Source organism: Rhodococcus sp. YH3-3 (assembly GCF_001653035.1).
Taxonomy (GTDB): domain Bacteria; phylum Actinomycetota; class Actinomycetes; order Mycobacteriales; family Mycobacteriaceae; genus Rhodococcus_F; species Rhodococcus_F qingshengii.
On the sequence record NZ_BCWH01000003.1, the window covers coordinates 1,011,062 to 1,037,776 of the forward strand.

At 64.5% G+C, this 26,715-nt stretch carries 1 protein-coding gene; it reads right to left on the reverse strand.

The genetic code is table 11. The features are described 5' to 3' along the window. Nucleotides 1-26,577 (reverse strand): non-ribosomal peptide synthetase, encoded by a 26,577-nt coding sequence (locus YH3_RS29975; RefSeq protein ID WP_064444677.1) that lies wholly within the window; start codon nt 26,575-26,577, stop codon nt 1-3. Between the last annotated feature and the right edge of the window lie 138 nt (nt 26,578-26,715).

Sequence of the window (26,715 nt, forward strand, 5' to 3'; positions counted from 1 at the left end):
TCAGACACCCCACTGAGCGATAACTTCTCGCAATCGTACAGCTATGGTTGCCGCCGGACCTGGTTCGATCATCTGGTTGTGTTCGCAATCGACTTCGGTGACTCGGATGTCCCCTTCTACAAACCTTCGCCATTCGGCGACATCGTGTCCGTTCTCCGTAGATCTTCCCGCTACGAAGAACTCGATGGCTCCAACGTGGACAGGCGGTTGGTGCCGATTCGTCAATTCGACGGAGTGGGAGTAACCGCGACTGATCCGTGCCAGGTGCTCCGCTTCGATTCCGATTCCGGCACCCAGGGTCTGCTCCAGCAATTCCGCCGCTTCTTCGAAGGTCTCGACCGTCTTGGATCCCGCCGGCATCGCGAGCCCGGCCAGTAGTTCGGAGACCGAGAGTTCTGCGGGCTGATCGGAATCCGACGACGGATAGCTGTCGAGTATCGACAGAGTCACGTCACGTCCGCTCCGAGTGAGGCTGTGTGCCACGGCGTGTGCGATCACGCCGCCGAGCGACCAGCCGGCCAGATGGATCGGGCCGGTCGATGCCACGGCTGCAATGCGATTCGCGTAGTCGTCGGCGAGTTCGGTCAGCGAGTCGAAGCTGGGCCCGCCGCTCAGGGACGGTAGCTGAAGACCGTAGACGGGTTGATCCAGCTCGAGATGCTTGACGAATTCTGCGTAACCCCAGGACAATCCGATACCCGGATGGACGAAGAACAGTGGTGCACGATCGGATCCGGCGCGCAGCGTGATCATCGGGGCGAGAAGATCCGACGAATCGTCCGGCGAGTGTGCGTCCATTCCGTCGGCAGCCCGGGCGACTCCGGCAGGTGTCGGATCCAGGAAAAGCGATTGCAACGGCACTCGCATCCCGAGACGCTTCTCGAGTTCGATGGTGATGCGAGTGGCCACGATCGACGTTCCGCCCAGTTCGAAGAAGTCGTCGTCGACGCCGATGTGCTCGTGCCCGAGCACGGTCTCGAAGATGTCGACGACCGTTCGTTCGGTGTTGTTTGTCGGCGGTGCGTACGGGACCGTGCGTCGCTCGAAGCTCGGGGTCGGCAGTGCCTTGCGGTCCAGCTTGCCGACCGGTGTCACCGGAATGCGGTCGACGACGACGATCGCGCCGGGAACCATGTGCGCGGGCAGGCGAGAAGACAGATGGCGGCGAAGCTCCCAGTCGTCGACGGTCTGTCCTTCCACGGGCTGGATGTAGGAGGCGATCATCGTCTCCCCCGACGGCGCTTCGTGCCCGAGTGTGGCGGCGAAGTAGACGGATGGGTGTGCCATCAGGACAGAGTCGATTTCGCCGAGCTCGATGCGGAATCCGCGGACTTTGATCTGGAAGTCGCTGCGGCCCAGGTATTCGAGGGTGCTGTCGGAGCGCCAGCGCACCAGGTCGCCCGTGCGGTACATCCGCTGGCCTGGTTCGCCGAACGGATCGGCGACAAATCGGTCGGCGGTGAGGTCGGGACGATTGTGGTATCCCCGGGCGAGTCCGGGGCCGGTCACGTACAGCTCCCCGATGACTCCCACCGGCACGGGCTTGAGGTGCCCGTCGAGGACCAGTCCGGCAAAGCCGATGGCCGGTCGTCCGATGTTGATGTCCTTGCCCGGCCGCATGGGTTCACTGACGCTGGCCTGGATGGTGGATTCGGTGGGTCCGTATCCGTTGAACATGCGACGGTCGCGGCCCCAGATGTCCACGAGTTCGGGTGGGCAGGCCTCGCCACCGACTGCGAGTACGCGGAGTTCGGGTAGCGCGGAGCTTTCGATCGAGCTGAGCGCGGTCGGAGTGATGAACGCGTGTGAGACGTGTTCGTCGGCAAAGATTTCGGCCAACTCGGATCCGCCGAAGACCGTCGGTGGGATGACGACCAGGCACGCTCCGCTGCCGAACGCCATCATGAGTTCGAAGACCGAGGCGTCGAAGCTCGGTGATGCCAGGTGAGAGATCCGCGAATAGGGCTGGACGTTGAATCTCTGATGTTCCTCGGCGTTGAGGTTTGACAACCCGAGGTGGGTGACGATGACGCCCTTCGGCTTCCCGGTTGAACCCGAGGTGTAGATCAGGTACGCGGGATGCCCGTGATGCAAGGGGATCGTGCGGTCGCGATCGGTGATCGCGGCTGCGCTCTGGGCGTCGATCTCGTCGACGGTCTCGGCTTCATCGAGGACCATCCACTCGACCGTGTCGGGAAGTTGACTGCGGTGAGCGTCGTCGGTGATGCCGAGTACGGCCCGCGAATCGTCGAGCATGTGGTTGATGCGATCGTCGGGATAGTTCGGGTCGACCGGCAAGAATGCTGCACCGGTTTTCGTGACCGCCCAGATCGCGACGATCTCCGCAGTGGACCGCGGCAGACCCAGCGCCACAAAATCTTCGGGACCGACGCCGCGCCGACACAGCGCGCGCGCCAGCTTCGTCGATTCCTCGTCGAGCTCGCGGTAGGTCATCGACCTCTCGCGACTCGAGAGGGCTGGGGCATCCGGGTTCGAGGAGACTGCTTCGGCGAGGATCTCCGGCCACACCCGCGCTCGAGTCGCGGCGGCACCGGATGCCGGCACCAGGGCAGCTGTTTCATCGGCGCCGAGGATGCCGATGTCGGCGATACGTGTTGCGGGTTCGCGTCCGACAGCGTCCAGGATCAGGCGCAGTCGGTCGGCAAACCGCCGAATGGTGGCGGGTTCGAAGAGATCGGTTGCGAAGTCGAAGGCTGCGGACATCCCAGCCGGGATGCCGAACTCGTCGAACTTCTCGTCGACGATCAGCTCCAGGTCCTCCTTCGCGAATTTGGTTTCCACGGTCAGTCCGTCGATGTCGAGGCCGGGTAGGTGGAAATGTGCGGGTTCGTTGTTCTGAAGTTCGAGGGCGACCTGGAACAACGGTGAGTACGACGTGGATCTGGTTGGGTTGATGACGTCGACGAGCCGTTCGAATGGCAGGTCCGAGTTCTGGAATGCGGCCAGGTCGATTTCCCGGACGTGCTCCAACAGGTCGGCAAACGTGATGTCGGGATCGACGCTGGTTCGCAGGACCAGTGTGTTGACGAACATTCCGACGAGATGGTCGAGCGCTGCCTGACCTCGGCCGGCGATCGGTGTGCCGATGGTGACTTCGTCGGCGCCCGACAACTTGGACATCAGCACTGCGAGCGCGCCGTGCAGCGCCATGAACATCGTGACACCGTTTGCCCTGGTGAGGTCCGCGAGGGCGCGGTGGGTGTTCGCGTCGATGTCGAAGGTGAATCGGTCACCGTGGAAGGTCTGTTGCACGGGTCGCGGGTGGTCGGCGGGCAGTGCGATGACGTCGTCGAGTCCGGCGAGTTGCTCACTCCAGTAGTGCAATTGGCGACTGATGACGGATTCCGGGTCGTCTTCCGATCCGAGGACGCGATGCTGCCACAACGTGAAGTCTGCGTACTGCACCTCGAGCGGCGTCCACGTGGGCTCGGTCCCTGCCGTACGCGCCAGGTAGGCCGTCATCACGTCGCGTGCGAGCGGCGCCATCGACGATCCGTCGGCGCAGATGTGATGGACCACGACAAACAGAATGTGAACGGGTTCAGCGGTGTCGAGTCGGAACAGTGCCACGCGCAGCGGCAGGTCCACCGACACGTCGAAGCCGGTCGTGGCGAGTCGTTGCATGCGCTCCGCGAGCTCGTCCTCCCCCAACGTCATTTCACGGACCGGCGGTACTGCCTCGTCGACGGTGAGCACTTGCTGAATCGGATCGCCGCCGACGGCGGGGAACACCGTCCGCAGTGTTTCGTGCCGCTCGACGACGTCGGCGATGGCCTGTTGCATGGCCGTGACGTCGAGGTCACCGGTAAGGCGAACAGCTAGTGGGATGTTGTACGCGGCTGAGCGTGTGTCGAATTGGTTCAGGAACCACATGCGCTTCTGCGCCAACGAGAGCGGGACGCTGCCATTGCGCTCCATGGGAGTGAGCGGCACAGCGCCGACGGCAGTGACAGCGCTGGAGAGCCGTTCGGCGAGCTGAGCCGTCGTCGGTGCCTCGAACAGCACGCGCACCCCGACGTCGATGTTCAGTGCGGAGTTGAGCCGCGAGACCACGCGAGTGGCGATCAGCGAGTTGCCGCCGAGCTCGAAGAAATTGTCGTCGACGCCGACCCGTTCGACGCCGAGTACGTCGATGAACGCATCGGCGATCCGACGTTCGAGGCTGGTGCCGGGCGCCCGGAATTCCACACCGGTTCCGGTGAACTCCGGCGTCGGCAACGCTTTTCGATCGAGCTTGCCGACCGCGGTGCGCGGTAGCTCGTCGACGATCATGATGCTGGACGGAACCATGTGCGAGGGAACACGTCCGGCGAGGTGCGCGGTGATCTCTGCCCCGGTCAGCGTCGATCCTTCCTCGACGGTGAGGTAGGACGCGAGAACTGTGGCGCCGGCCGGTCCGTCGACGCCGAGTGTCACGCAATTCGTGACACTCGCCATTGCGGTGATCTGGGCGTCGACCTCGCCGAGCTCGATGCGGAATCCGCGAATCTTGACCTGGAAGTCGCTACGCCCGACGTATTCGATGGTGTGATCGCTTCGCCAGGAGACGATGTCGCCCGTGCGGTACATCCGGTCGCCTGGCTTGCCGAAGGGGTCGGCGACAAATCGCTCGCTGGTCAGGCCGGGACGCCGGTGGTATCCGCGAGCCAGGCCGATGCCGGCGATGTACAGCTCACCGGGAGCTCCGACGGGTACAGGTTGCAGGCGCGAATCGAGGATCATCTCGTGCACGCCGCGGATCGGTCCACCGATCGTGATGGGTGCGCCCACTGTCATGGGTTCGCTGATGTCTGCCATGACGGTTGTCTCGGTCGGGCCGTAGGCGTTGACGAATTCTCGTCCGGGAGCCCAGAGGCCGACGAGATGCGGCGGTAGTGTCTCTCCCCCGACGACGACGTGCCGGAACTCGTCCAGGCCGGCCGGGTCGACGGTGGCGAGTGCTGCCGTGGTGACGAACGCGTGAGTGACGTGTTCGCGGCGGATGAGACTTGCCAGTTCGGCGCCGCCGTAGATGTCGGTCGGGACGATCACCATGGTGGCTCCGACACCGAATGCCTGCAGGTACTCGAAGACGGCTCCGTCGAAGCTGGGGGTGGCGAAGTGCAGGGTTCGAGAGTGGTGATCTGCGTGGAATCGACGCTGCTGGTCGAGTGCGAAGCTGTCGAGTCCGGTGTGGGTGACGACAACTCCCTTGGGTCGGCCGGTGGATCCCGAGGTATAGACCACGTAGGCGGCGTTGTCCATGACCACCGGTGCACGCCGTTCGTCCTGGGTGATCGGCAGCGTGCAACTGGTGGCGACGTCGTCGTCGAATGCCTCTTCTCCGAGCACCAACCAGGACACGATGGGTGGAAGTGTGTCGATGGCGTCGACGACGGTCAACCCGAACAACATCTCGGAGTCGCTGAGCATGTGTTCGATTCGGTCAGCCGGATAGGTGGGGTCGACGGGGACGAACGCTGCGCCGGTCTTGGCCACCGCCCACACCGCGAGTACGGATTCGACGGACCTTTCGATGCCGATGGCAACCGACGTCTCGGGCCCGGCGCCGCGGCGAATCATGGCTCTGGCCAACTGGTTCGAGCGCCGGTCCAGTTCGGCGTAGGTCATGGAACGGCTGCCGGCCGAGAGCGCGATGCGGTCGGGATAGGTGGCAGAGACGTCGGCGAGAATCTCTGGGAGCGTTCGCGCGGAGCGCCCCGGGGAGCCGAAGACCGGCGCAAGATCACGGCTCTCGAACTCCGTGAGAACCTGCAGACGGGCCAGCGGCTGATCCGGTGCCGAGGCGAGTTGCCCGAGGACGATGCCCACGCGCTCGGTGATCTTGGCGACTTCGCGGGCGGAGAAGTGCGTCGGCAAGTACTCCATCTTCAGATTCAGCGTGTCACTTTCGGACGCCACCACGGCAATCGGATAGTGCGCCGAGTCGCGTCCGTCGATGCCGAGAACGTGCATTCCCGCGATGTCGGTTTCGGCGGTCAGGGCTGTCTCGTCGACGGGATACGACTCGAATACCGTCAGGGTGTCGAAGGAACCGGCGGCGCCGACTGCTCCGGCGATGTCCGACAGTCCGATGTGGTGGTGGTCGAGCAATGACGCTTGCTCGGATTGGACGCGAATGGCCAGTTCGGCGAGGGTTTCTCGGGCGTCGAGGCGGACTCGGACAGGCACCGTGTTGATGAACAGGCCGACTATCGATTCCACGCCGGGCACCTGTGGTGGGCGTCCTGAGACCGTTCCGCCGAAGACGACGTCGTCGCGTCCGAGAAGTTCGGCGAGCACGATTCCCCATGCCACCTGTACCAGGGTCGCCATGGTCAGGCCGCGGCTTCGCGCGAACGCTCGAAGAGTCTCGGTTCGTTCTGTCGGCAGCGAGTACGAGTGGATTTCACTTGCCACGGTTTCGGCGGCGGTGTCTGCACTCGAGAGGTGGGTGGACGTGTCGACGCCCCGTAGCGCTTCTTGCCACGCCCGTAGCGAAGTCTCGGGTTCTTGCTTCGAGATCCAGGAGAGATAGTCGCGATACGACTGAACGCGGGGCAGAATCTCGGGGTCACCGTCGGTTGCGTAGAGAGTGAGCAGGTCTCGAAGCAACAGCGGGGTGGACCAGCCGTCGAGCAGGATGTGGTGGTTCGTCACGACGAGGCGTGCTGTGTCCGGTCCGATTCGCACGAGCATGAAGCGGATCAACGGGGCTGTTTCCATGTCGAAACGATGAGCGCGATCGCGTTCGAGCAGCTGACCGAGCGCGACTTCACTGTCTTCGGCCCCGGACAGGTCGATCTCGGCCCAGCCGATGTCGACACCGGAACGGATCACCTGCAGTGCCCGCCCTCCCGGTGCGGAGACAAATCCCGCGCGCAGGCTCGGATGACGATCAACCAAGGCCTGCGCGGCGCGGCGCAGGCGCGGCGCCTCCACCCGACCCCCGAGCTCGAGGGTCAGTTGCACCATGTACGGGTCGATTTCGGTTTCGTCGAACTGGGCGTGGAAGAGCATGCCCGACTGCAGAGGTGACAGTGACCAGATGTCGGTCAGGTCGGGGAATCTGCGCTCGAGCTGTTCGATGCTCTGTTGATCCGCGGTGACGAGATCGAGATCGGTGGGCGTGAGCTCGCGCTCGGAGTGTTCCTCCACGTATTCACTCAGTGCGCCCAGTGCTCGGGCCCAGAGCTCCGCCAGTTCGGTGACTTCGGCGTCGCTGAGAATGCCGCGGGGGAAGGACCACGTAGCGCGCAGAATCGGACCGTGTGCGGTATCGGTCGTGACGGCGTTGATGTCGAGTACCGACGCGGCGGCCAATTCGCCGCTGTGCGCTTCGTCGAGGGTCACTTCCGAGATCGGCAGCCACGGCACTTCGCCGTGCTCGGGATCCGAGCCGGCAAATCGTCCGAGGTAGTTGAACGAGATCTGCGGCGTGGGCAGCTCACGAAGTTCCTCGTTTCGATCGAGGTACTTCAGGATGCCGAACCCGATTCCGTTGTCGGGCAGGCCGAGCAGCGTTTCCTTGACGAGTTTCACGGCGGAGGCGGCGGTTGATCCCCCGGCCAGTGCATCGACGACATCGAGTCCGGTGAGATCGATCCGGACGGGGAACAAGGTGGTGAACCAGCCGACCGTGCGCGAGAGGTCGGCGCCCGGTACGGCGGTCTCCTCGCGGCCGTGCCCTTCGAGGTTGACGAGCACGTCCCCGCTGCGCTGTCCGCGCGATCGACGCCAGGCGGTGACGGCAATCGCGAGAGCAGCGAGCAGCCCGTCGTTCACCGAGCCTCCGAAATGCTGAGGCACCGTCGAGATGACGTTCTCGGTCACGGAGGTCGGAACGTCGACGCTGACGCGGTCGACGGTGGCTCCGACATCGACGGCTGGGTCGAGCCCGCGTGCCCCGAGCAATGGCTCGTCGGTCCGCATTCTCGACCACAGGTCGATCTCGTCGCGTCGCTGCGCAGCGGTCTCGGCGAGCGCTGTCGCCCAGCGACGTATCGACGTTCCGCCCGGCGGAAGTATCGGTGTTTCTCCGTCGAACGCCGAGGCATAAGCAGTGACCAGGCCCGGGACGAGCATGCGCCAGGACACACCGTCGACCGCGAGGTGATGAAGGACCAGGAGCAACCGTCCGGCTTCGGCCCGGTTGCCGTTCGAGCTGACGGGATCCAACCAGACTGCGCTGATCATCTTCCCGTGTTCGGGATCGAGGCGGCTGGATGCGTCCTGCATCGCGGTTTCCGCAGCGGCGACGAATTCTTCGCCGCTGGTGGACACGATGGGGGTTCGGCGCAGGATGTCGGGGGCGGTGATGCTCCCTGGCTCGCGGATCTCGAGTTGGTGAGTCGCGGCGTCCAGGCGCGCCCGCAGCACGTCGTGACGATCGAGGATCGTTTGCAATGCTCGTTCCAGCGCGGGGCCGGAGACATCCGCGGGCAGTGCGATCAGCGCGCTCTGGCTGTAACTGCGGATCGTGCTCAGGTCACCGCGACTGCGTTCGACGAGCCACTCCATGATCGGCGTGAGCGGTAGCGGGCCGGCTCCCCCGCCGGGTAGCTCCGTGAGAACCGGTGCCGTTTCCGATGATTCGATGAGGAGCACTTTGGTGAGGCCGGCCACGGTCTTCGCTTCGAAGACGTCCCGCGGAGTGAAGACGAGGCCTGCGGACTTCGCCCGTGAGACGAGTTGGATCGACATGATCGAATCGCCGCCGAGACCGAAGAAGGAATCGTCCACTCCGATACTGCCCCGACCCAGCACCTCCGCGAAGAGGTCCGCGAGGACCGCTTCGGTAGCGGTGGCCGGCGCCCGCGTCGCCTCGGTTGGTCCCGTGACGGTGAAGTCCGGAGCCGGGAGGCTGCGTCGGTCGAGCTTTCCGTTGACCGTCAGTGGAAGCGATTCGAGGACGACGATCGCGGTGGGCACCATGTACTCCGCGAGTTCGGCGGCGACGAAGTCGGTCACCGTCGCTGAATCGACGGTACTGCCTGTTTCGGCGACCACGTACCCGACGATCCGCGGTGACGCTCCCTCTGTCCGAACAAGTGCTACCGAGGCAGCGACGCCGGGGCAGCGGAGCATTGCGGCTTCGATCTCTCCGAGTTCGATGCGGAAACCACGCACCTTCACCTGGAAATCACTGCGGCCCACGTACTCCAACTGCCCCGCGTCGTTCCACCTCGCCAGGTCCCCGCTCCGATACATTCGATCCCCCGAACTACCGAATGGATCGGGAAGGAACCGCACCGAAGTCAATGCGGGTTTTCCGAGGTATCCCCGAGTCACCTGATCACCGGCGACGTACATTTCGCCGACGACACCTGGTGGTACCAAGTTCAGTCGCCGATCGAGTACGTAGACGGACAATCCCGGTACTGCTCGCCCGATGATGCTCGCCGACGCGTGCTCGCTGTCGTTGCGGTCGAGTGCGATTCGACTGACGTGCACTGTCGTCTCGGTGATCCCGTACATGTTGACCAACGTCGGAGCCGTGTCGGCCCGCCTGTCGTACCACTTGCGCAACTGCCCGAGGTCGAGCGCTTCGCCACCGAAGACGACGTAACGCAGTGCAAGGTCGGGACCGGTGCCGTTCGGTGAGTACGCACGGTCGGCTTCGGCGAGTTGGTAGAAGGCGGTGGGCGTTTGGTTCAGGACCGTCACTCGCTCACGGCGGAGCAGTTCGTGGAACATGTCCGGTGATCTGGTCGTGTAGTAGTCGACGACGACCAGTCGGCCGCCGTGTAGCAGCGGCCCCCACAACTCCCAGACGGAGAAGTCGAATGCGTACGAGTGGAACATCGTCCACACGTCCGTGTCGTCGAACCCGAACGTCGGGGCGGTGTTGTCCATCAGAGTCAGGACGTTTCGGTGGCTGACCTGGACACCTTTGGGGCGCCCTGTGGATCCGGACGTGTAGATGATGTACGCGATCGCGTCGGGCAGAAGTGGTGTCGTCCGGTCCGCGTCGGTGATGCGATGGGGCGCGGAGTGATCGAGGCGTACCGCGATCTCCGGCGATCCGAGTTCGACGACGTCTATGCCGGATTCGATGATCTCCGAAGGTAGGTCGCTTCGGAAGTCTCCGGTCGTGACCAGGCATACCGGCCGCGCGTCGTCGAAGAGGAACCGCATGCGCTCGGCCGGGTAGGTGATGTCGACCGGCAGGTATGCCGCTCCGGTTTTGATGACGGCGACGAGGGCCAGCACGAGATCGGTGGTTCTGGGCATTGCAACAGCCACCACGGATTCCGGACCGATACCGCGGCCGATCAGGAGCCGCGCCAGGCGGTTAGCGCGCCCGTCCAGTTCGGCGTACGTCATGGCGCCGTCGCTGTCGTTGACCGCGGTCGACGACGGATGTGCTGCAACAGCCTCGAAGAATCGGTCCGCGATGTTGTCCGCTGGAGCCGGTTCGGCGTGAGTGTTCCACTCGGTCAGCATCTGTCGACGCTCGTCGGCGCTCACGACGTCGATGTCACCGGTAGGAGTCGACGGCTCTCGGGAGACCGCCTCGAGGATGGTGAGCAGTCTGCGTGAGAACGAATCGATCAAGTCACCGTCGAACAGGTCTGTGGCGTAGATGAATTCGGCGTCGATGCCATCCGTTCCGCCATCCGCGTCGTAACGCTCGGTGACCGAGAGTTGCAGATCGAACTTGGCGACGGGTAGGTCGAACTCGACTCCCGAGACCGACAGCCCCGGCAATTCGAGTTGTGGGAGTGCATTGTTGCGGAACTCGATGAGGATCTGGAACAACGGAGTGTGCGAAGTCGAGCGTTCCGGGTCGAGTGCGTCGACCAACCTTTCGAAGGGCAAATCGGTGTGCTGGAACGCGCCGAGGTCGCCTTCGCGAACCTGGGCGAGGACGTCCTCGAACGACGCGTCGGGCGTGATCTGTGTTCGCAGCACGAGAGTGTTGACGAACATACCGACCAGGTGATCGAGTTCGGCCTCGCCGCGGCCGGCGACGGGTGTCCCGATGGCGATGTCCTCGGTACCGGCCAGGCGCGCCGCAAGTACCGCCAGTGCTGCGTGCATGAGCATGAACATGGTGGTGCCGTGCTCACGTGCCAGGTCGGTCAGCGCCCGATGGGTCTGCGGCGATACCGCGAACCGGTGGACCGAGCCGACCATGGACGGCTTTGCCGGACGTGGGAACGACGTCGGCAACGCGATCGGCTCGCCCAGTCCCGCGAGTCGGTCCTTCCAGTAATCGAGCTGACGGGTCAGAGCCGAGTCCGGATCTTCCTCGGAGCCGAGCACTTCGTGCTGCCACACAGCGAAGTCGCCGTACTGCACGGCCAGTTCCGACCAGTTCGGCGCACTGCCGGCACTGCGGGCCGCGTAAGCCGCTGCCACGTCCGCTGCGAGGGGGTTCATCGAGAACCCGTCGGCGACGATGTGGTGGACGACGATCACGAGTACGTGCCTGCGCTCGTCCCCGTCGACGCGCAGGACCGCGCAGCGGATCGGAACTTCGGCCGAGGCGTCGAAGCCTGCCGAGGCCAGCTCGAGGATTCGATCGGACACTCTGGCAGCAGTGACGATTTCCGGCTCCAGGATCGGCATGACCTCGTCGCTGGACATCACCTGCTGAACCGGCTGTCCGTCGATCGAGGGGAACTTCGTCCGCAAGCTCTCGTGGCGCCCCATTACGTCCGCTACCGCGGCCTGCAATGCGGCGAAGTCCAGATCGCCGTCGAGGCGCACTGCCAGGGGAACGTTGTAGGCGGGGGACGTCACGTCGAACTGGTTGAGGAACCACATCCGCTTCTGTGCCAGTGACACGGGCAGTGGGTCCGGGCGGGATCGCCGAGTCAACGGTGGTCTGGGGTTCTCTCCGCGGCCGACGCTCTCCGCCAGACGCGAGAGCTGCCGAACTGTCGGAGACTCGAACAGTCCTCGAACGCCGATGTCGGTGCCGAGAAGTGCGTTGACGCGGGCGATGACGCGGGTCGCGGTCAGTGAGTTTCCGCCGACGTCGAAGAAGTGAGTGTCGATACCGATCGGAGACACTCCGAGCACGTCCTCGAAAACGCCCACCACCAGCCGTTCCAACTCGGTGGCCGGTGCAGTGAGTGTTTCGGCATCGGTGTCGAAACGAGGCGCCGGAAGAGCAGCCCGATCGACCTTGCCGACGCCGGTCAGCGGTAGTTCGTCGAGCACGACGACGCTTGCGGGCACCATGTGTGCCGGCAGTAGATCCCGTGCCGCCGCCCGGATGTCCTCGGCGCTCACCCGGCGTTCGTCGTCGCAGACGACATATGCCGCCAAGGCCTGCTCGTCGGAGGGTCCGCGCACCGCCAACGTGACCGCGTACTCCACGCCGGGCAGCTGACCCAACGCCGTGTCGACCTCGCCGAGTTCGATACGGAAGCCGCGGATCTTGACCTGGAAGTCGCTGCGTCCGAGGTACTCGATGGTGCGGTCGCTGCGCCAGCGCACCACGTCGCCCGTGCGGTACATCCGCTCCCCCGGCTCGCCGTACGGGTTGGCGACAAATCGTTCGCTTGTCAGTGGTGAGCGCCCGTGATAGCCGCGCGCGAGTCCGACTCCGGCGACATACAGTTCGCCGGGAACTCCGACGGACACCGGTTGAAGTCTGCGATCGAGGACGACCTCGCTGAATCCGCGGTTCGGCGGTCCGAGATAGACCTTCTCGCCGGCCGGGATGGGGTCGCTGAGGTTGCAGGAGATGGTGGTTTCGGTGGGTCCGTAGACGTTGACGAACGATCTTCCCGGCGCCCAGGTGCGCACCAGGTCCGCCGAGGGCGCCTCGCCGCCCACCGTGATGGTGGTCAGTTCGTCGATTCCCTCGGGATCCACCGACGTCAGCGCTGCAGGCGTGATGAACGCGTGGGTGACATGTCCCTCGCGGAGAACGTCGGCCAGTTCGGTTCCTCCGTAGACGGTGGTGGGAGCTACGACCAGTTCGCCGCCGACGGCGAAGGCGAGCAGGTACTCGAGAACGGAGGCATCGAAGCTCGGAGAGGCGAAATGCAGTGCGCGTGAATTCTCGGTGAGACCGTAGCGATGACGCTGTTCGTCGGCGAAGTTCTCGAGACCGGTGTGCGTGACGACGACGCCCTTGGGTCGGCCGGTCGAGCCCGAGGTGTAGATGAGGTAGGCAGTGTTCTCCAACCGCGGGGTTCCTCGACGCTCGTCCTCGCGTAGCGGCGCCGCGGATACTCCGGAGAGCCGAGCGATGCTCGTCGGGTCGTCGAGTTCGAGCCACTTCGTCACACCGCCGTCGCCGGGTCTGTGGGCAGCCGTGGTCAATCCGAGCGAGGATGCCGAGTCCTCGAGCATGAACGAGATCCGGTCACTCGGGTAGCGAGGATCGATCGGCACGAAGGCGGCGCCGGTCTTGGTGATCGCCCAGACCGCTGCGACGGATTCGAAGGAGCGTTCCACACAGATCGCCACCCGTGAGTCCGGGCCGGCGCCTTCCGAGATGAGCACGCGCGCCCACTGGTTCGACGCCTCGTCCAGCTCTCGATAGGTCATCTTTCTCTCACCACAGGACAGTGCGACCCGTTCGGGGAATCTGCTCGCGGTGTCCGAAAAGATGCGATCGAGTGTCCTGACCGAGCGGCCCTGCCGGCCGCGCGCGGGAACCAATTGCTGCACTTGCGAATCCGGCATCAGGCGCAGTTTCGCCAGCGGGAGATCCGGTTGCGCGGTGATCAGCTCGAGGGTGCGGAGCAGCCGGCCGGCGATCGCGTCGATGTCGTGATCGCCCAGGACTCCCGGGAAATACTCGAATTTGAGCCGCAGTCGCCCGTCTGCCGCAGAGGCGACGATCGCGAGTGGATAGTGCGCGGCATCCTCGGCGTCGTGGACGTCGAGAACGTGCATTCCGGCTATGTCGGTGCCGGAGGAGAGTCCACCGCGGTCGACGGGATACGACTCGAACACAGTCAGCGTGTCGAACGATGCAGCGGACCCCACAGCCGAAGTGATGTGCGAAAGCCCGACATGATGGTGATCGGACAACCGCGCCTGTTCCGCTTGGACGCGAACGCACAGCGCCGCCAGGGACTCTCTTGGATCGAGGCGAACTCGGACGGGGACGGTGTTGATGAACAAACCCACCATCGACTCGACGCCGGACACCTGGGGTGGTCGGCCGGAGACGGTTCCACCGAAGACGACGTCGTCGCGGCCGAGGAGTTCGGCGAGCACGATTCCCCAGGCCACCTGGATCAAGGAGGCTGTCGTCAGGCCACGGGAGCGGACGAATCCACGCAGAAGTTCCGTCTCACGTTCTCCGAGCGCTGTGGTCGTCGAGCGTGAGGTAGCGCCGTCCTCGTCGACGGCGTGAGTTCCGGTGAGCAGCGTCGGGTCGTCGAGTCCGCGGAGTGCTTCGCCCCAGGCCTCGATCGACACGCTGTCGTCGCGAGTGCTGATCCAGCTCAGATAGTCCCGGTAGGGGTGTACGCGTGGGATGGCACTGTGATCACTGTCTGTCGCGTAGAGCGTCAGTAGGTCGCGGACCAGCAGCGGCATCGACCATCCGTCGAGGAGGATGTGGTGGTTGGTCAGGATCAACCGATACGCGTCGTCACCGGTTCGCAGAAGCAGGAACCGCAGCAGGGGCGGAGTGGCCATGTCGAAGCCGCGGACCCGATCCGCATGGAGAAGCTCGCGTATCTCGGTCGCTTGTTCGGTGGGGGCCAACGGAGAGATGTCGATCTCGGTCCACGGCACGTCAACGTCTGCGTTGATCACCTGCACCGATCGTCCACCGGTGTCGGTCGTGAACGCCGCGCGTAGGTTCTCGTGTCTGTCGAGCAGTGCCTGTGCGGCACGGTGCAACCGGGACGCGTCGACGCCGTCGAGTTCGAGTGCGAGTTGGACGGTGTACGCGTCGACTGTGTGTTCGGCGTAGCGGGCGTGGAAGAGCAGTCCGGATTGCAGCGGTGAGAGGGACCAGACGTCGGTCAGTGTCGGGAACTCGCGCTCGAGGTGGTCGATGGAATCCTGGTCGAGGTCGATCAGGTCGATGTCGGACGGGGTGAGTCCCCCGCGTTCGCTGTGTTCGGCATAGGTGGCCAGCGCGCGCAACGCCTGCACCCAGAGGTCGGCGATGGCGCGAGCATCGCGCTCTGCCAGCACGCCGGTGGGATAGGCGATAGTGGCACCGATGTGCGGTGCGCCCGAGATCTCGGTGGTGACGACGTTGACGTCCAGGACCGAACCCACTGGCATCTCGGACCGCGCTGCCGCTTCCAGATCGACGTCCCGGGCCAGTGCCCAGTCCCCCAGTGACTCTCCTGCTTCGGTGCCGGAGAAACGGCCCAGATAGTTGAACGAGATCTGCGGTTGGCGGAGGTCTTCGAGTTCCGCTCGACCCACCTCGTCGAGGTAACGCAGAACTCCGTAGCCGATGCCGCTGTCCGGAACACCCAAGAGTTCTTCCTTGACACGCTTGAGCACCACCGCTGCCTCTGGGGCGCTGCTCAACACGTTCGCGATGTCTATGTCGGCGAGGTCGATCCGCATCGGGAAGACGCTGGTGAACCAGCCGACCGTGTGCAGGACGTCCGCACCGGGCACCACGTGAGCTTCGCGTCCGTGGCCCTCCATCGAGATGAGTACGTTGTCGGTTCGTATGCCCTGTGCCTGCCTCCACTGCGTCAGTGCCAGTGCGAGAGCAGCAACGAGACCGTCGTTGACTGATCCACCGAAAAGCGCCGGAAGCGTGGTCAGGACTGTGTCGGACAGTTCGACGGGTACGTCGGCGACAACTCGGCCGACCGAATCGAACGTGTCGAGCCGCGGGTCCAGCGGCCGGGTTCCGATCAGCGGGTCGGCACCTTCGAGTATCGAACGCCACCGGGGCAATTCGACTCTTCGATCGGGCGCGATGTCGCGGAGCGCATGCGACCAACGACGAACCGACGTGCCCGAGTACGACGGCTCCGGTTCCTCGCCTGCATCGATGCGGTGGAAAGCCGACGCAAGTTCCGGCACGAGGACGCGCCAGGAGACACCGTCGACGGCGAGGTGGTGGATCACCAGGAGCAGCCGGCCGGTGTTGCGCACGCCGGACAACCAGACGACCCGCACCATCACGCCCCGGCCGGGGTCGAGTTCTCGACGCGCACCGCCCAGTGCGTCGACGATCGCCCCGTCGAACACCGCGGTGCCCGGCTCGGCCTCTACCTCGATCACCCGGCAAATATTCTCGGCTGCAACAGATCCCGGCTCGCCGACAACAAGCCTGCGCTCGCCGTCGAGCTCGAGGCGTGCGCGAAGGATGTCGTGACGATCGAGAACAACTTGAAGAGCCGCGGTCAACTGCTCCACACTGTGAAGCCCGTGCGGCGCGTTGAGAAGAGTCGCTTGGGAGAACGAATCGAGACCTCGGAGATCGGAGCCGAGCCGGTCGAGCCACCACTGAGCCACCGGCATCAACGGCACGTGGCCCACGCCGTCTCCGGGAAGTTCCTCGAGCACCTCGGGTTCGTCGTCCTTGGTCGATGCCAGCAAAACCGCAAGACCGGCGACCGATTTCACCTCGAAGACGTCACGCGGGGTGAAGACGAGCCCGGCATCGCGGGCACGGGCGACGAGCTGAATCGACATGATCGAATCGCCGCCCATCGAGAAGAACGAGTCGTCGACGCCCACCGATTCGACACCGAGGACATCGACGAACAAGGCGGCCAGCGTGCGTTCGGTATCGGATTCGGCGGCCCGCGAGCGTGCCTGGGTTGCTCGCAAGTCGGGAACCGGCAGGGCTCGGCGGTCGAGCTTTCCGTTGGCAGTCATCGGCAGTTCGTCGAGAACGACCACGACCGCAGGAACCATGTACGGGGCCAGAGCCGAGCCCGCGAACGCGATGACGGCCTCGGGATCCACAGTCTGAGCGTCGTTGGCAGGCACGACGTATCCGACGATCCGTGCGGCGCCTCCGTCACGTTCGAGCGTGGTCACCACGGAATGTGCAACGCCGGGATAGCGAGCCAGAACTGCCTCGATCTCGCCGAGTTCGATGCGGAATCCGCGAATCTTGACCTGGAAATCGCCTCGACCCTGGTACTCGAGTTCGCCGTTCTTGTTCCACCTGGCGAGGTCGCCGGTTCGGTACATCCGTGTGCCCGCACTGCCCGCGGGATTGGGCACGAATCGTTCGGCGGTCGTGCCGGCGCGGTTTCGGTAACCGCGGGCGAGTCCGTCGCCGCTGACGTACAGCTCTCCCGTCACTCCGACCGGGACGCGGTGTAGGCGATTGTCGAGGACCCACGCGGTGATGCCTGTCGACGGGCGACCGATCGTGACTCGATCGGTCGGGGACATCGGCTCGGTGATGCTGGCGACGACCGTCGATTCGGTTGGTCCGTAGGCATTGATCATGATCCGGTGATCGCTGACCCAGGCGGCGACGAGATCGGGTGGGCAGACGTCGCCGCCGGTTCCGATGCACACCAGCTCGTTCAGTCCGCTCGGATCGACCGTGGCCAGTGCGGCTGGTGTGATGAAGGCGTGCGTGACGTGCTGGTCGGCGATCAGACTCGTCAGTTCGGTTCCGCCGATGATGCTCGGTGGGGCGATGACCATCGTGGCCCCGGCACCAACAGCCATCAGGAGTTCGAGAATCGAGGCGTCGAAGCTCGGTGAGCTGAAATGCAGCGTGCGCGAGGTCGACTCGACGCGGAAGCGACTGCGTTCCTGCTCGGCGAGTGCCGAAAGCCCACGGTGAGTGACCATGACGCCTTTGGGGACGCCGGTGGAACCGGAGGTGTAGATGACATAGGCCGGGTTGTCCAGGGACACCGCAGCCAGCAGCTCCGAGGCATCTATCCGCTGATCACCGATCTGTTCGAGGGTTGCGAGTGTCTTTGCCTGATCGAGCAGAACGGCGTCTGCCTCGTCGGGGACGACACCCACATGCTCGGCGGTGGTGAGAACGACGCCCGCTCCCGAGTCGTTGATCATGTGGTGCACGCGGTCGACGGGATACGCCGGGTCGACGGGTACGAATGCAGCGCCGGACCGGGCAACCGCCCAGATCGCGACCACGGATTCCAGTGAGCGTGGTAATGCCAGGGCGACAACGGATTCCGGACCGACCCCGCGGCTGATCAACAGTCGTGCAAGCCGGTTGGCGCGGCGGTCCAGATCGGAGTAGGTCAGATGGCGGTCGCCGAAAATCAGTGCAGCCCTCTGCGGTTCGTCGACGTACTTCCGCTCGAGCAACGTCGAGAAGTGAACCTGCTCGGGAAGTTCCGGTGCGACGGCGCGAATCGTGTCGAGATCACTCACGAGATCGATGTCGCCGACCGGCGTGTGCGGTGACTCGGTGACAGCACCGAGAATCCGAACCAGGTATCGAGCGAAACCTTCGACGGTCGACTCGTCGAACAGGGCGCTCGCGTAGGTGAACCCGGCCTCGATTCCGGCCGGCCGGCCGTCATCGTCGAAGGTCTCGGCAAGCGTGAGTTGCAGATCGAAATTCGAGACGGCGGATTCGAGTTCGAGGACCTCGACGTCCAAATCCGTCAGACGAACTGCTGGCCGAGTGGTGTTCTTGAACTCCAGCATCACCTGGAACAACGGTGAATGCGACGTCGACCGCTCCGGAGCCAGCGCATCGACGACGCGCTCGAAGGGGACGTCTGCGTGAGCGAAGGCGTCGAGGTCGGTGCTGCGAACTCTGGCCAACAGATCGGTGAACGAGGCGGCGGGGTCGACGTCGGCGCGCAGGACCAACGTGCCGACGAACATACCGACCATCGGATCCAGCAGGGCATTTCCGCGCCCGGCGATCGGTGAGCCGATCGTGATGTCTTCCATGCCGGACAATCTCGCCACGAGCACTGCGTATGCGGCGTGTACCGCCATGAACATACTGCTTCGGTGTTCGATCGCGGTTTCGCTCAGACGGCGGTGGATGCCGGCATCGATGTCGAATCGAACGACGCCGCCCGAGAGATCCTGCACACGCGGACGCGGTCGATCTGCGGGGAGCGCAAGAAGTTCGGGAACACTCGCCAGTTGACGTGTCCAGTACTCGAGCTGACCTGCAAGAGTGCTGTCCGCTTCGTCGATCCGACCGAGAGCCCTTTCCTGCCAGATGGCGAAGTCCGCGTACTGGACCGGAAGAGGAGACCAGTCGGGCGCCTCACCTCGATGCCTTGCCGAGTACGCGCTCATCACGTCGAACGCCAACGGTGCCATCGAGAATCCGTCGGCGCAGATGTGATGGACGACCACGGTCAGGACGTGATCTTCTTCGTCGACCTCGATCAGTTCCGCCCTGATCGGTGGAGCCTGCGTGACGTCGAAGCCCCTCGAGGTGAGACGTTCGATCTCCCCGAGTACCGCTTCGGCGTTTGCGGCGACAACCGGCAGCGCGCCCAACGCTTCACCGGGTTCGACGATCACCTGCGCCGGCACTCCCTCGATCATGGGAAACAGCGTGCGCAGCGATTCGTGGCGAGTAAGCACGTCGGTGATCGCGCCCTCCAACACGGCAACGTCCAACCGGCCTCTCAGCCTGATCGCTATGGCGACGTTGTACGCCGCGGACGCGACGTCGAATTGATTGACGAACCACATGCGCTTTTGTGCCAGCGACAGCGGGATCGTCTGTGGCCGCGGCAATGCCTCGAGCGGAAGGACTGCCGGTCCCCCTCGTGCCGTGGCGCACTCGACCGCCAACTGCGCAACGGTCGGCGCGTCGAACAACTCTCTGATCGACAAGTTCAACGACAGCGAATCGTTCACGCGCGCCACAGCGCGTGCAGCGACGAGGCTGTTTCCGCCGATCTCGAAGAAGTTGTCGTGAACACCGACTGCCCCAGATTCCAGAAGCTCCTCGAAGATCGCCGCCAACTGCGCTTCGAGCGGTGTTCGCGGCGCCAGATACGTCTGCGAGCTGTCGAAGCTGGGCGCGGGCAGAGCCTTCCGATCAAGCTTGCCGGTCGAACCGAGAGGGAACACGTCGAGGGCGATGACCACAGCGGGAACCATGTAGGCCGGAAGGAGACCTCTCAACTCGGTGCGTAGGCCGTCCGTGTCGATCGAAGTGCCGGTGTCGGCGATGACGTAGCCGACCAAACTGTCACCGACCACGTCGTCGTGATGGACGAGAGCAGCAGCTTGCGCGACACCGGGCAGCCTGAGCAATGCTGCTTCGACCTCGGCGAGTTCGATGCGCTGCCCGCGGATCTTGACCTGGAAATCGCGTCGACCGACATAGTCGAGCAGCCCGTCGGCGCGCCACCGGACGACATCACCGGTTCGGTACATCCGGGTGCCAGACGGGCCGTACGGGTCGGCCACGAACCTGTCGGCGGTGAGATCGCTGCGCCCGAGGTATCCACGCGCCAGTTGCACTCCCGCCAGATACAGCTCGCCGTGAACGCCGACCGGAACCGGATGCAGCCGCCCGTCGAGGACATAGAGCTGGGTGTTCCACACGGGCGCACCGATGGGAACGGTGACGGTCATGTCGGGGGTGAATTCGGCGGCGCTGACGTCGACGGCAGCCTCCGTGGGTCCGTACAGGTTGAACAGTCCCGCAGAACTCAGACGGGTGAACGCCTCCGCAGTGGTAGGCGCGAGCGCTTCACCGCTGCAGAACACCCGACGCAGGCTCGCACACTGCCCGGCAGTCGCGGCAGCGACGAATTCCGCGAGCATCGACGGAACGAAGTGCGCCGTCGTGACGCCTTTTTCGGCAATCAACGCCGACAGGTACCCGGGATCACGGTGCCCGTCCGGTTCCGCGATCACCAACTGCGCGCCGGTCTGCAGGGGCCAGAACAGTTCCCACACCGAGACGTCGAAGGTCACCGGGGTCTTGTGCAGCACCACGTCCGACGCGTGAAGGGGGTACGTGTCCTGCATCCACAGCAGGCGATTGACGATCGAACGGTGTGATACTGCAACACCTTTCGGTCGACCCGTCGATCCGGACGTGAAGATCACGTAAGCAGCATTGTCCGGGCGGAGGGGTCCGAGCCGATCAGCGTCGGTGATCGGCGCCGTCGTGGACACCTGACGATCGAGATCGACGTCCACGATCGGGACTCGCGCGGGAAGAGCGCCGTGGTCCTGGGGCCGGCTCAGCACGCAGATCGGTTCCGCGATGTCGAAGACGTACGCGATGCGCTCGGCGGGATGATCGGGATCCACCGGGACGTATGCCGCACCGGCACGGATCACGGCGTGGACCGCGACGAGTAGTTCCGGTGACCGTCGAATCGACACCGCGACGCGCATGTCCGGGCCGACCCCGCGGGCGATGAGGGTTCTGGCAAGTTCACCGACCCTCGCGTCGAACTCCGCATAGGTCAGTGTCCGCTCGCCGAAGACCAGCGCGGCCCCCTCGGGTGTCCGGGCTGCCTGCTCCGCCACCAGGTCCGAGAGGGTGGTGATCGGTACGGCGTGTTCGGTGGCATTCCAACGCTCGAGGACCAGTTCCGCCTCGCCCGGAGCTGTGAGATCGACGTCGCCGACGACGGATTCCGGGTAGGCAGCTACCGCGTCGAGGAGCATCGTGAAGCGATCAGCGAGGCCGGACATGGTGTCCGAGTCGAAAAGCTGGCTGGCGTAGTTCAACTGGCCGTCGAGATGGTCGCCGCGGTCGGTGAGAATGACCTGAAGGTCGAACTTTGCCGCGCCCGTCGACAGTTCGTCGACCGTGACCTCGAGCTCGGGCAAAGTGACCTCGGTGGGAGCGGCGCCCTGCATCACCAGCATCACCTGGAACAGCGGCGCCTGGTTGTCTGCGAGGGATTCGACGAGTACGTCGTACGGCACTTCGGTGTGCTGCAAGGCCGCCACGTCGACGTCGCGGACGCGGGTGAGAACTTCACCGAAGGTGAGTCCCCCCTCGAGAACCGTCCTCAGCACCACCGTGTTGACGAACATTCCGACGACGTCGTCGAGAGCGCGCTCGCTCCGCCCGGCCACCGGAGTGCCGATCGTGATGTCGTTCGCTCCGGATTCTCGGCTGAGCAGGACGGCCAGCGCGGCGTGGATCACCATGAACACGCTGACGTCGCTGCGCGCCGCGATCTCGCCGACCCGGCGGTACGTCGCGGAGTCGATCCGGAAATCGAGATCGTCACCGCGCAGCGAGACACCCGCAGGCCGCGGGTGATCCATCGGCAGTTCCGCGAGCTCACCGCGTTCGGTGAGCGTGTGCGACCAGAACCGCAACTGCTCGGCAAGAATCGAATCCGGGTCGGACGCTTCACCGAGCGCTCCGCGTTGCCACTCGCTGAAATCGCCGTACTGCACTTCGAGTGGCAGCCACGCCGGCACGCGTCCGCTCGCCCGCGAGGCGTACGCCACCATCACGTCACGAGCCAGCGGCGCCATCGACAGGCCGTCTGCTGCAATGTGGTGCACGACGAGGACCAAGGTGTGCTCGCGTTCGTTCACCTCGAGCAGAGTCGCGCGGATCGGCACCGATTCGCTGACGTCGAATCCCTCTCGCGCGAGCTCACTCGCCCGCGCCGAGGTCGCTGCGGCAGGCACCGTTTCCACCTCGAGATGATCGAACATCTCGTCCACACCGAGAACGTGCTGGACGGGGCCACGCGCACTCTCGGGGAAAACGGTCCGCAAGATCTCGTGTCGAACGATCACGTCCCGCAGCGCGGTGAACAGTGCATCGACGTCGAGATCGCCGGTCATCGAAACCGCGATCGGAATGTTGTACGCCGGCGAACTCGGATCGAGTTGATTGGTCAGCCACATTCGTTGCTGCGCCAGAGATACCGGTATCCGGTCAGGGCGATCGATACGCGTCAGTGCCGGGGCACGTGTGTTCCGCGAGTCCGCGAGGTCGGCACGTGCTGCCAGAGCGGAGACGGTCGGCGCCTCGAAGAGGTCGAGAACGCTCAGCGTCGTTCCGAGAGCTCCGTTGACTCGCGACACGACGCGGGTCGCGATCAACGAGTCACCGCCGAGGTCGAAGAAACTGTCGTCTGCTCCCGCCCGGGTGATACCGAGCAGATCGCAGAACACCGCCGAAATTCGCTTCTCGGTCGAGGTCTCAGGGGCACGGTATTCAGCCGACCCGCCCACAGAATCGATGTCCGGTAACGCTTTCCTGTCGATCTTTCCTGCCGGAGTCAACGGAATGGAGTCGAGGACGACGATCCGCGCCGGAACCATGTGGGCTGCCAACGAAGATCTCGCGTGGGCGACCAGCTCGGAGTTGTCGATGTGTGTGCCCGCAGCCGCCGTGACGTACGCCGCCAACAGTGTTTCCCCACTCGGGCCCGCAACTCCGGCGGTGACTGCCTGTGCGACGCTCGGGTGGCGGCGCAGCACGTCGTCGATCTCGCCGAGCTCGACGCGGAAACCGCGGATCTTGATCTGGAAGTCGCTCCGGCCGAGGTACTCCAGCTCACCCTCGCCGTTCCACCGCGCGAGGTCACCCGTGCGGTACATGCGCTCTCCCGCAACACCGTTGGGGTCGGCAACAAATCGTTCGGCCGTAATCGTGGCACGCGCGTGGTACCCGCGCGCCAAACCGACACCGCTCACATAGAGCTCGCCGGCGACACCGATCGGCACCGGTTGAAGCCGCGAGTCCAGGAGGACGGTTGCGGCTCCGCGCATCGGCTTCCCGATGGTGACGGGAACATCGCTGCTCAGCGGTCCGGTCAGAGTGGCGACGACGGTGGTTTCGGTCGGTCCGTACGCGTTGAACATCGAGCGTCCGTGTGACCACTGATCCACCAGCGCGGGTGAGCATGCGTCGCCGCCGGTCACGACCACTCGTAGATCCGGTAGGCCGGCGGGATCGACTGTTGCCAGCGCGGCCGGGGTGACGAAGGCGTGGGTGACCCGTCCGATACGCATCACCTGTGCCAGTTCGTCGCCGCCGTACACGGTGGGCGGCGCGATCACCATCGTTGCCGCGCCCCCGAAGGCAAGGAGGAGTTCGAGGACCGAAGCGTCGAAGCTCGGCGACGAGAAATGCAGGGTGCGGTCTCCAGGTTCGACTCCGAACCTGACTCGTTCTTCGTCGGCGAAGCTGCTCAGCCCGCGGTGACTGACCACGACGCCTTTGGGGACACCAGTGGAGCCGGACGTGTAGATGAGGTATGCCGGATCGTCGTAGCTCAGGCGCGTACGCCGCTCGGCGTCGTCGACCGGTGCATCGGAATGGTGCGAGGTGTCCAGTTCGTCGAGGAGCAGCCAATCCACCGAATCGGCGAGCCCGCCGTGGTGCTCCCCCACACTGATTCCGACTACAGCTCCCGAATCGGTGAGCATGTGCCGAATACGATCCTCGGGGTAGTGCGGATCGATCGGGAGGAAGGCACCGCCGGTCTTGGCCACCGCCCACGTCGCGGTCACCGATTCGAGAGACCTCGACAGCGCAAGGGCGACATAGGTGCCGGGGCCGACTCCCCTGTTGATCAGTTCACGGGCGAGTGTGTTCGACTCGGCGTCGAGATCCCGGTAGCTCACCTCACGATCACCGAAAACGAGCGCTGGGGCATCGGGGTTCACAGCCGAGGCACGGCGGAGAATATCGGGGAGGGTCAACGGGGAGGACGCGGTCGCTCCCCGCGCCGGTACCAGGGACTCGCGCTCGAAGTCGTCGAGGAGATCGAGGTCTCCGACCGGCGTTCGCGGGGCTGCTGCTGCGCCTGCAAGGATCCGCACCAGTCGCGAGAGGAAGGCTCGGACCGTGGATTCGGCGTAGTGCTGCGTGGAGTACGCAACCTCGAGGGCGCCGGTATCTGCGTGGACGTCGATCGCCACGTCGAGGCCGACAATCGTGGTCTCCTGCGAGCCGTCGTTGAGGTGGACGTGCAACTCGGGCAGTGCGGGGACACCTGCCGCCGATCGAATCGACAACGTATCGCGTTCTCGAGCAAGAGAACTCACGAACTCGTCGAACGGCGCCGCCGGATCGACCTCGCAGCGCAGGGGCAAGGTTCCCCACTCGGTCCTCGTTCCGATCAGCACGTCCCGGCGCTCGGTCGATCTCGACAGCAACGAAGCAAATGCGGCATGGACAACGGCAAAGAGGGAGACGCCTTCCGTGCGCGCAAGTTCGGCGACCGCGGGATCGAGTGGGACGCTCAGCCGATTCGTACCGGTGGGCTCCGATTCGGCGTCGATTCGCTCGAGGCCCAGTGTCTCGAGGTCCAGTGTGGAGCCCTCGTCGGAGTCCCCCAGGTATCTCGCCCAGAACCGCTCGAGTTCCCTGCGCTGTGCACTGCGCGCCCCTGCCTCGGCACTTGCCGGATGAATCCGGTTCATCGGCGTACCGGCCGGTGCTGCTGTCAGTTCTGCGACCAACTCGGTGAACGCCCGGTGGTGCTCGGCCAGTTCGTCGTGTCCGTAGCGATTGGGGTTTCCGCGAAAGTCGATCAACGTCTGCGCCGGATCGCCGCTCTGGTACACGTTGACCAGCAGATCCTCGACCGGACCCGACGTGACGATGTGATACTCACCGGTCAGTGGCCCGAGGGTTATCTCCTGCCGGAAGAGCATCACATTCATCATCGGGCCGGACAGACGCGCGTCGCCGACGGTCAGACCGGCATCACGCCGGATGTCCTCGAGGCTGCATCGCTGATGACGAAGCGCACCGAGAAGTTCGAGTTGCACGCGCCCGACCAGATCGTCGACACTTTCGTCCGGGTTTACGTGGATGTGTAGCGGCGCGACGTTGACCAGCATTCCGCCGGACCGCTGCAGCGGTGCCGTCGTCCTCGCGGAAACCGGCAGGTTGATCAGCACGTCGTCGTAGCCGGTACTGCGGGACAGGTAGCACGCCAGTGCCGAAATCAACACTGCGGCCGGAGTTGCACCGGAACGTGAATTCCACTCGTCCAAGGCAGCAAGGCTGTTCGCCGACATCGCGGCACTGACGAGTTCACTGCGTGCAGTCGGGGGTCCCTCACGGGTGGCCAACGTCGAACCGTGTTCGACGCCCGACACACGCTGGGCCCAGTACTCGCGGTCGGCTTCGAATCGGCTCGATTCGCGGTACTTCTGGTCGAGCTCGGACAGCGTCGTGACGTCGAGCGCCTTGTTCACCGCAGGCTCTCGACCTTCGACGGCTGCGGTGTAGATCGCCGCAATCCGATTGACGATCGTCATACCGCTGTATCCGTCGAGAGCGACGTGATGAATCCTGGTGTACCACAGGTAATCCCGATCACCAGTTTGAAGAATTGTCATCTCGACGAGACGATCGCGAGTCAGATCGAGCGTCGTCGCGTAATCGTTGTCCATCCACTCCGAGGCAGCCTGCCGAGGGTTCTCACGCTCGCGGAAGTCGAAGTAGTCGATGCCCGGGTCGATCGTGAAGTCCACGATCTGGCAGGGCTCCCCATCCGGGTACATCAACCGTAGAAACGGTGATTCGAACTCGTGGGCAGCCTCCACCGCGGCGCGACTGAGCAGTTGCATGTCCAAATCGCCGTGGAACTCGATGTACTGCGCGATGAAGTACGGGACCGTCGGGTGAAGTTGCTGCGCAAACCACATGCTGCGCTGCACCGCAGACAGGGGGAACGCTCCTGCCGGCAGGCTTCGCGATCCGGTGAGCGGGTCGATCCTCTTGTCGGTATCCATCACGACCACCCCCACACAGCGTTGTGACGATCAGCGTTGTCACGATCAGCGCCGGGAAGTGTGGCTCGGGGATTGAAGAGAAACATCGCACCGCCTCGATATCGAGTGGAAACCATGTGGCGATCCTGCGAGAGCGCA

Coding starts and splice junctions, on each gene's coding strand:
- YH3_RS29975 (WP_064444677.1), bottom strand. CDS start 26,577: ATGGATACCGACAAGAGGATCGACCCGCTCACCGGATCGCGAAGCCTG.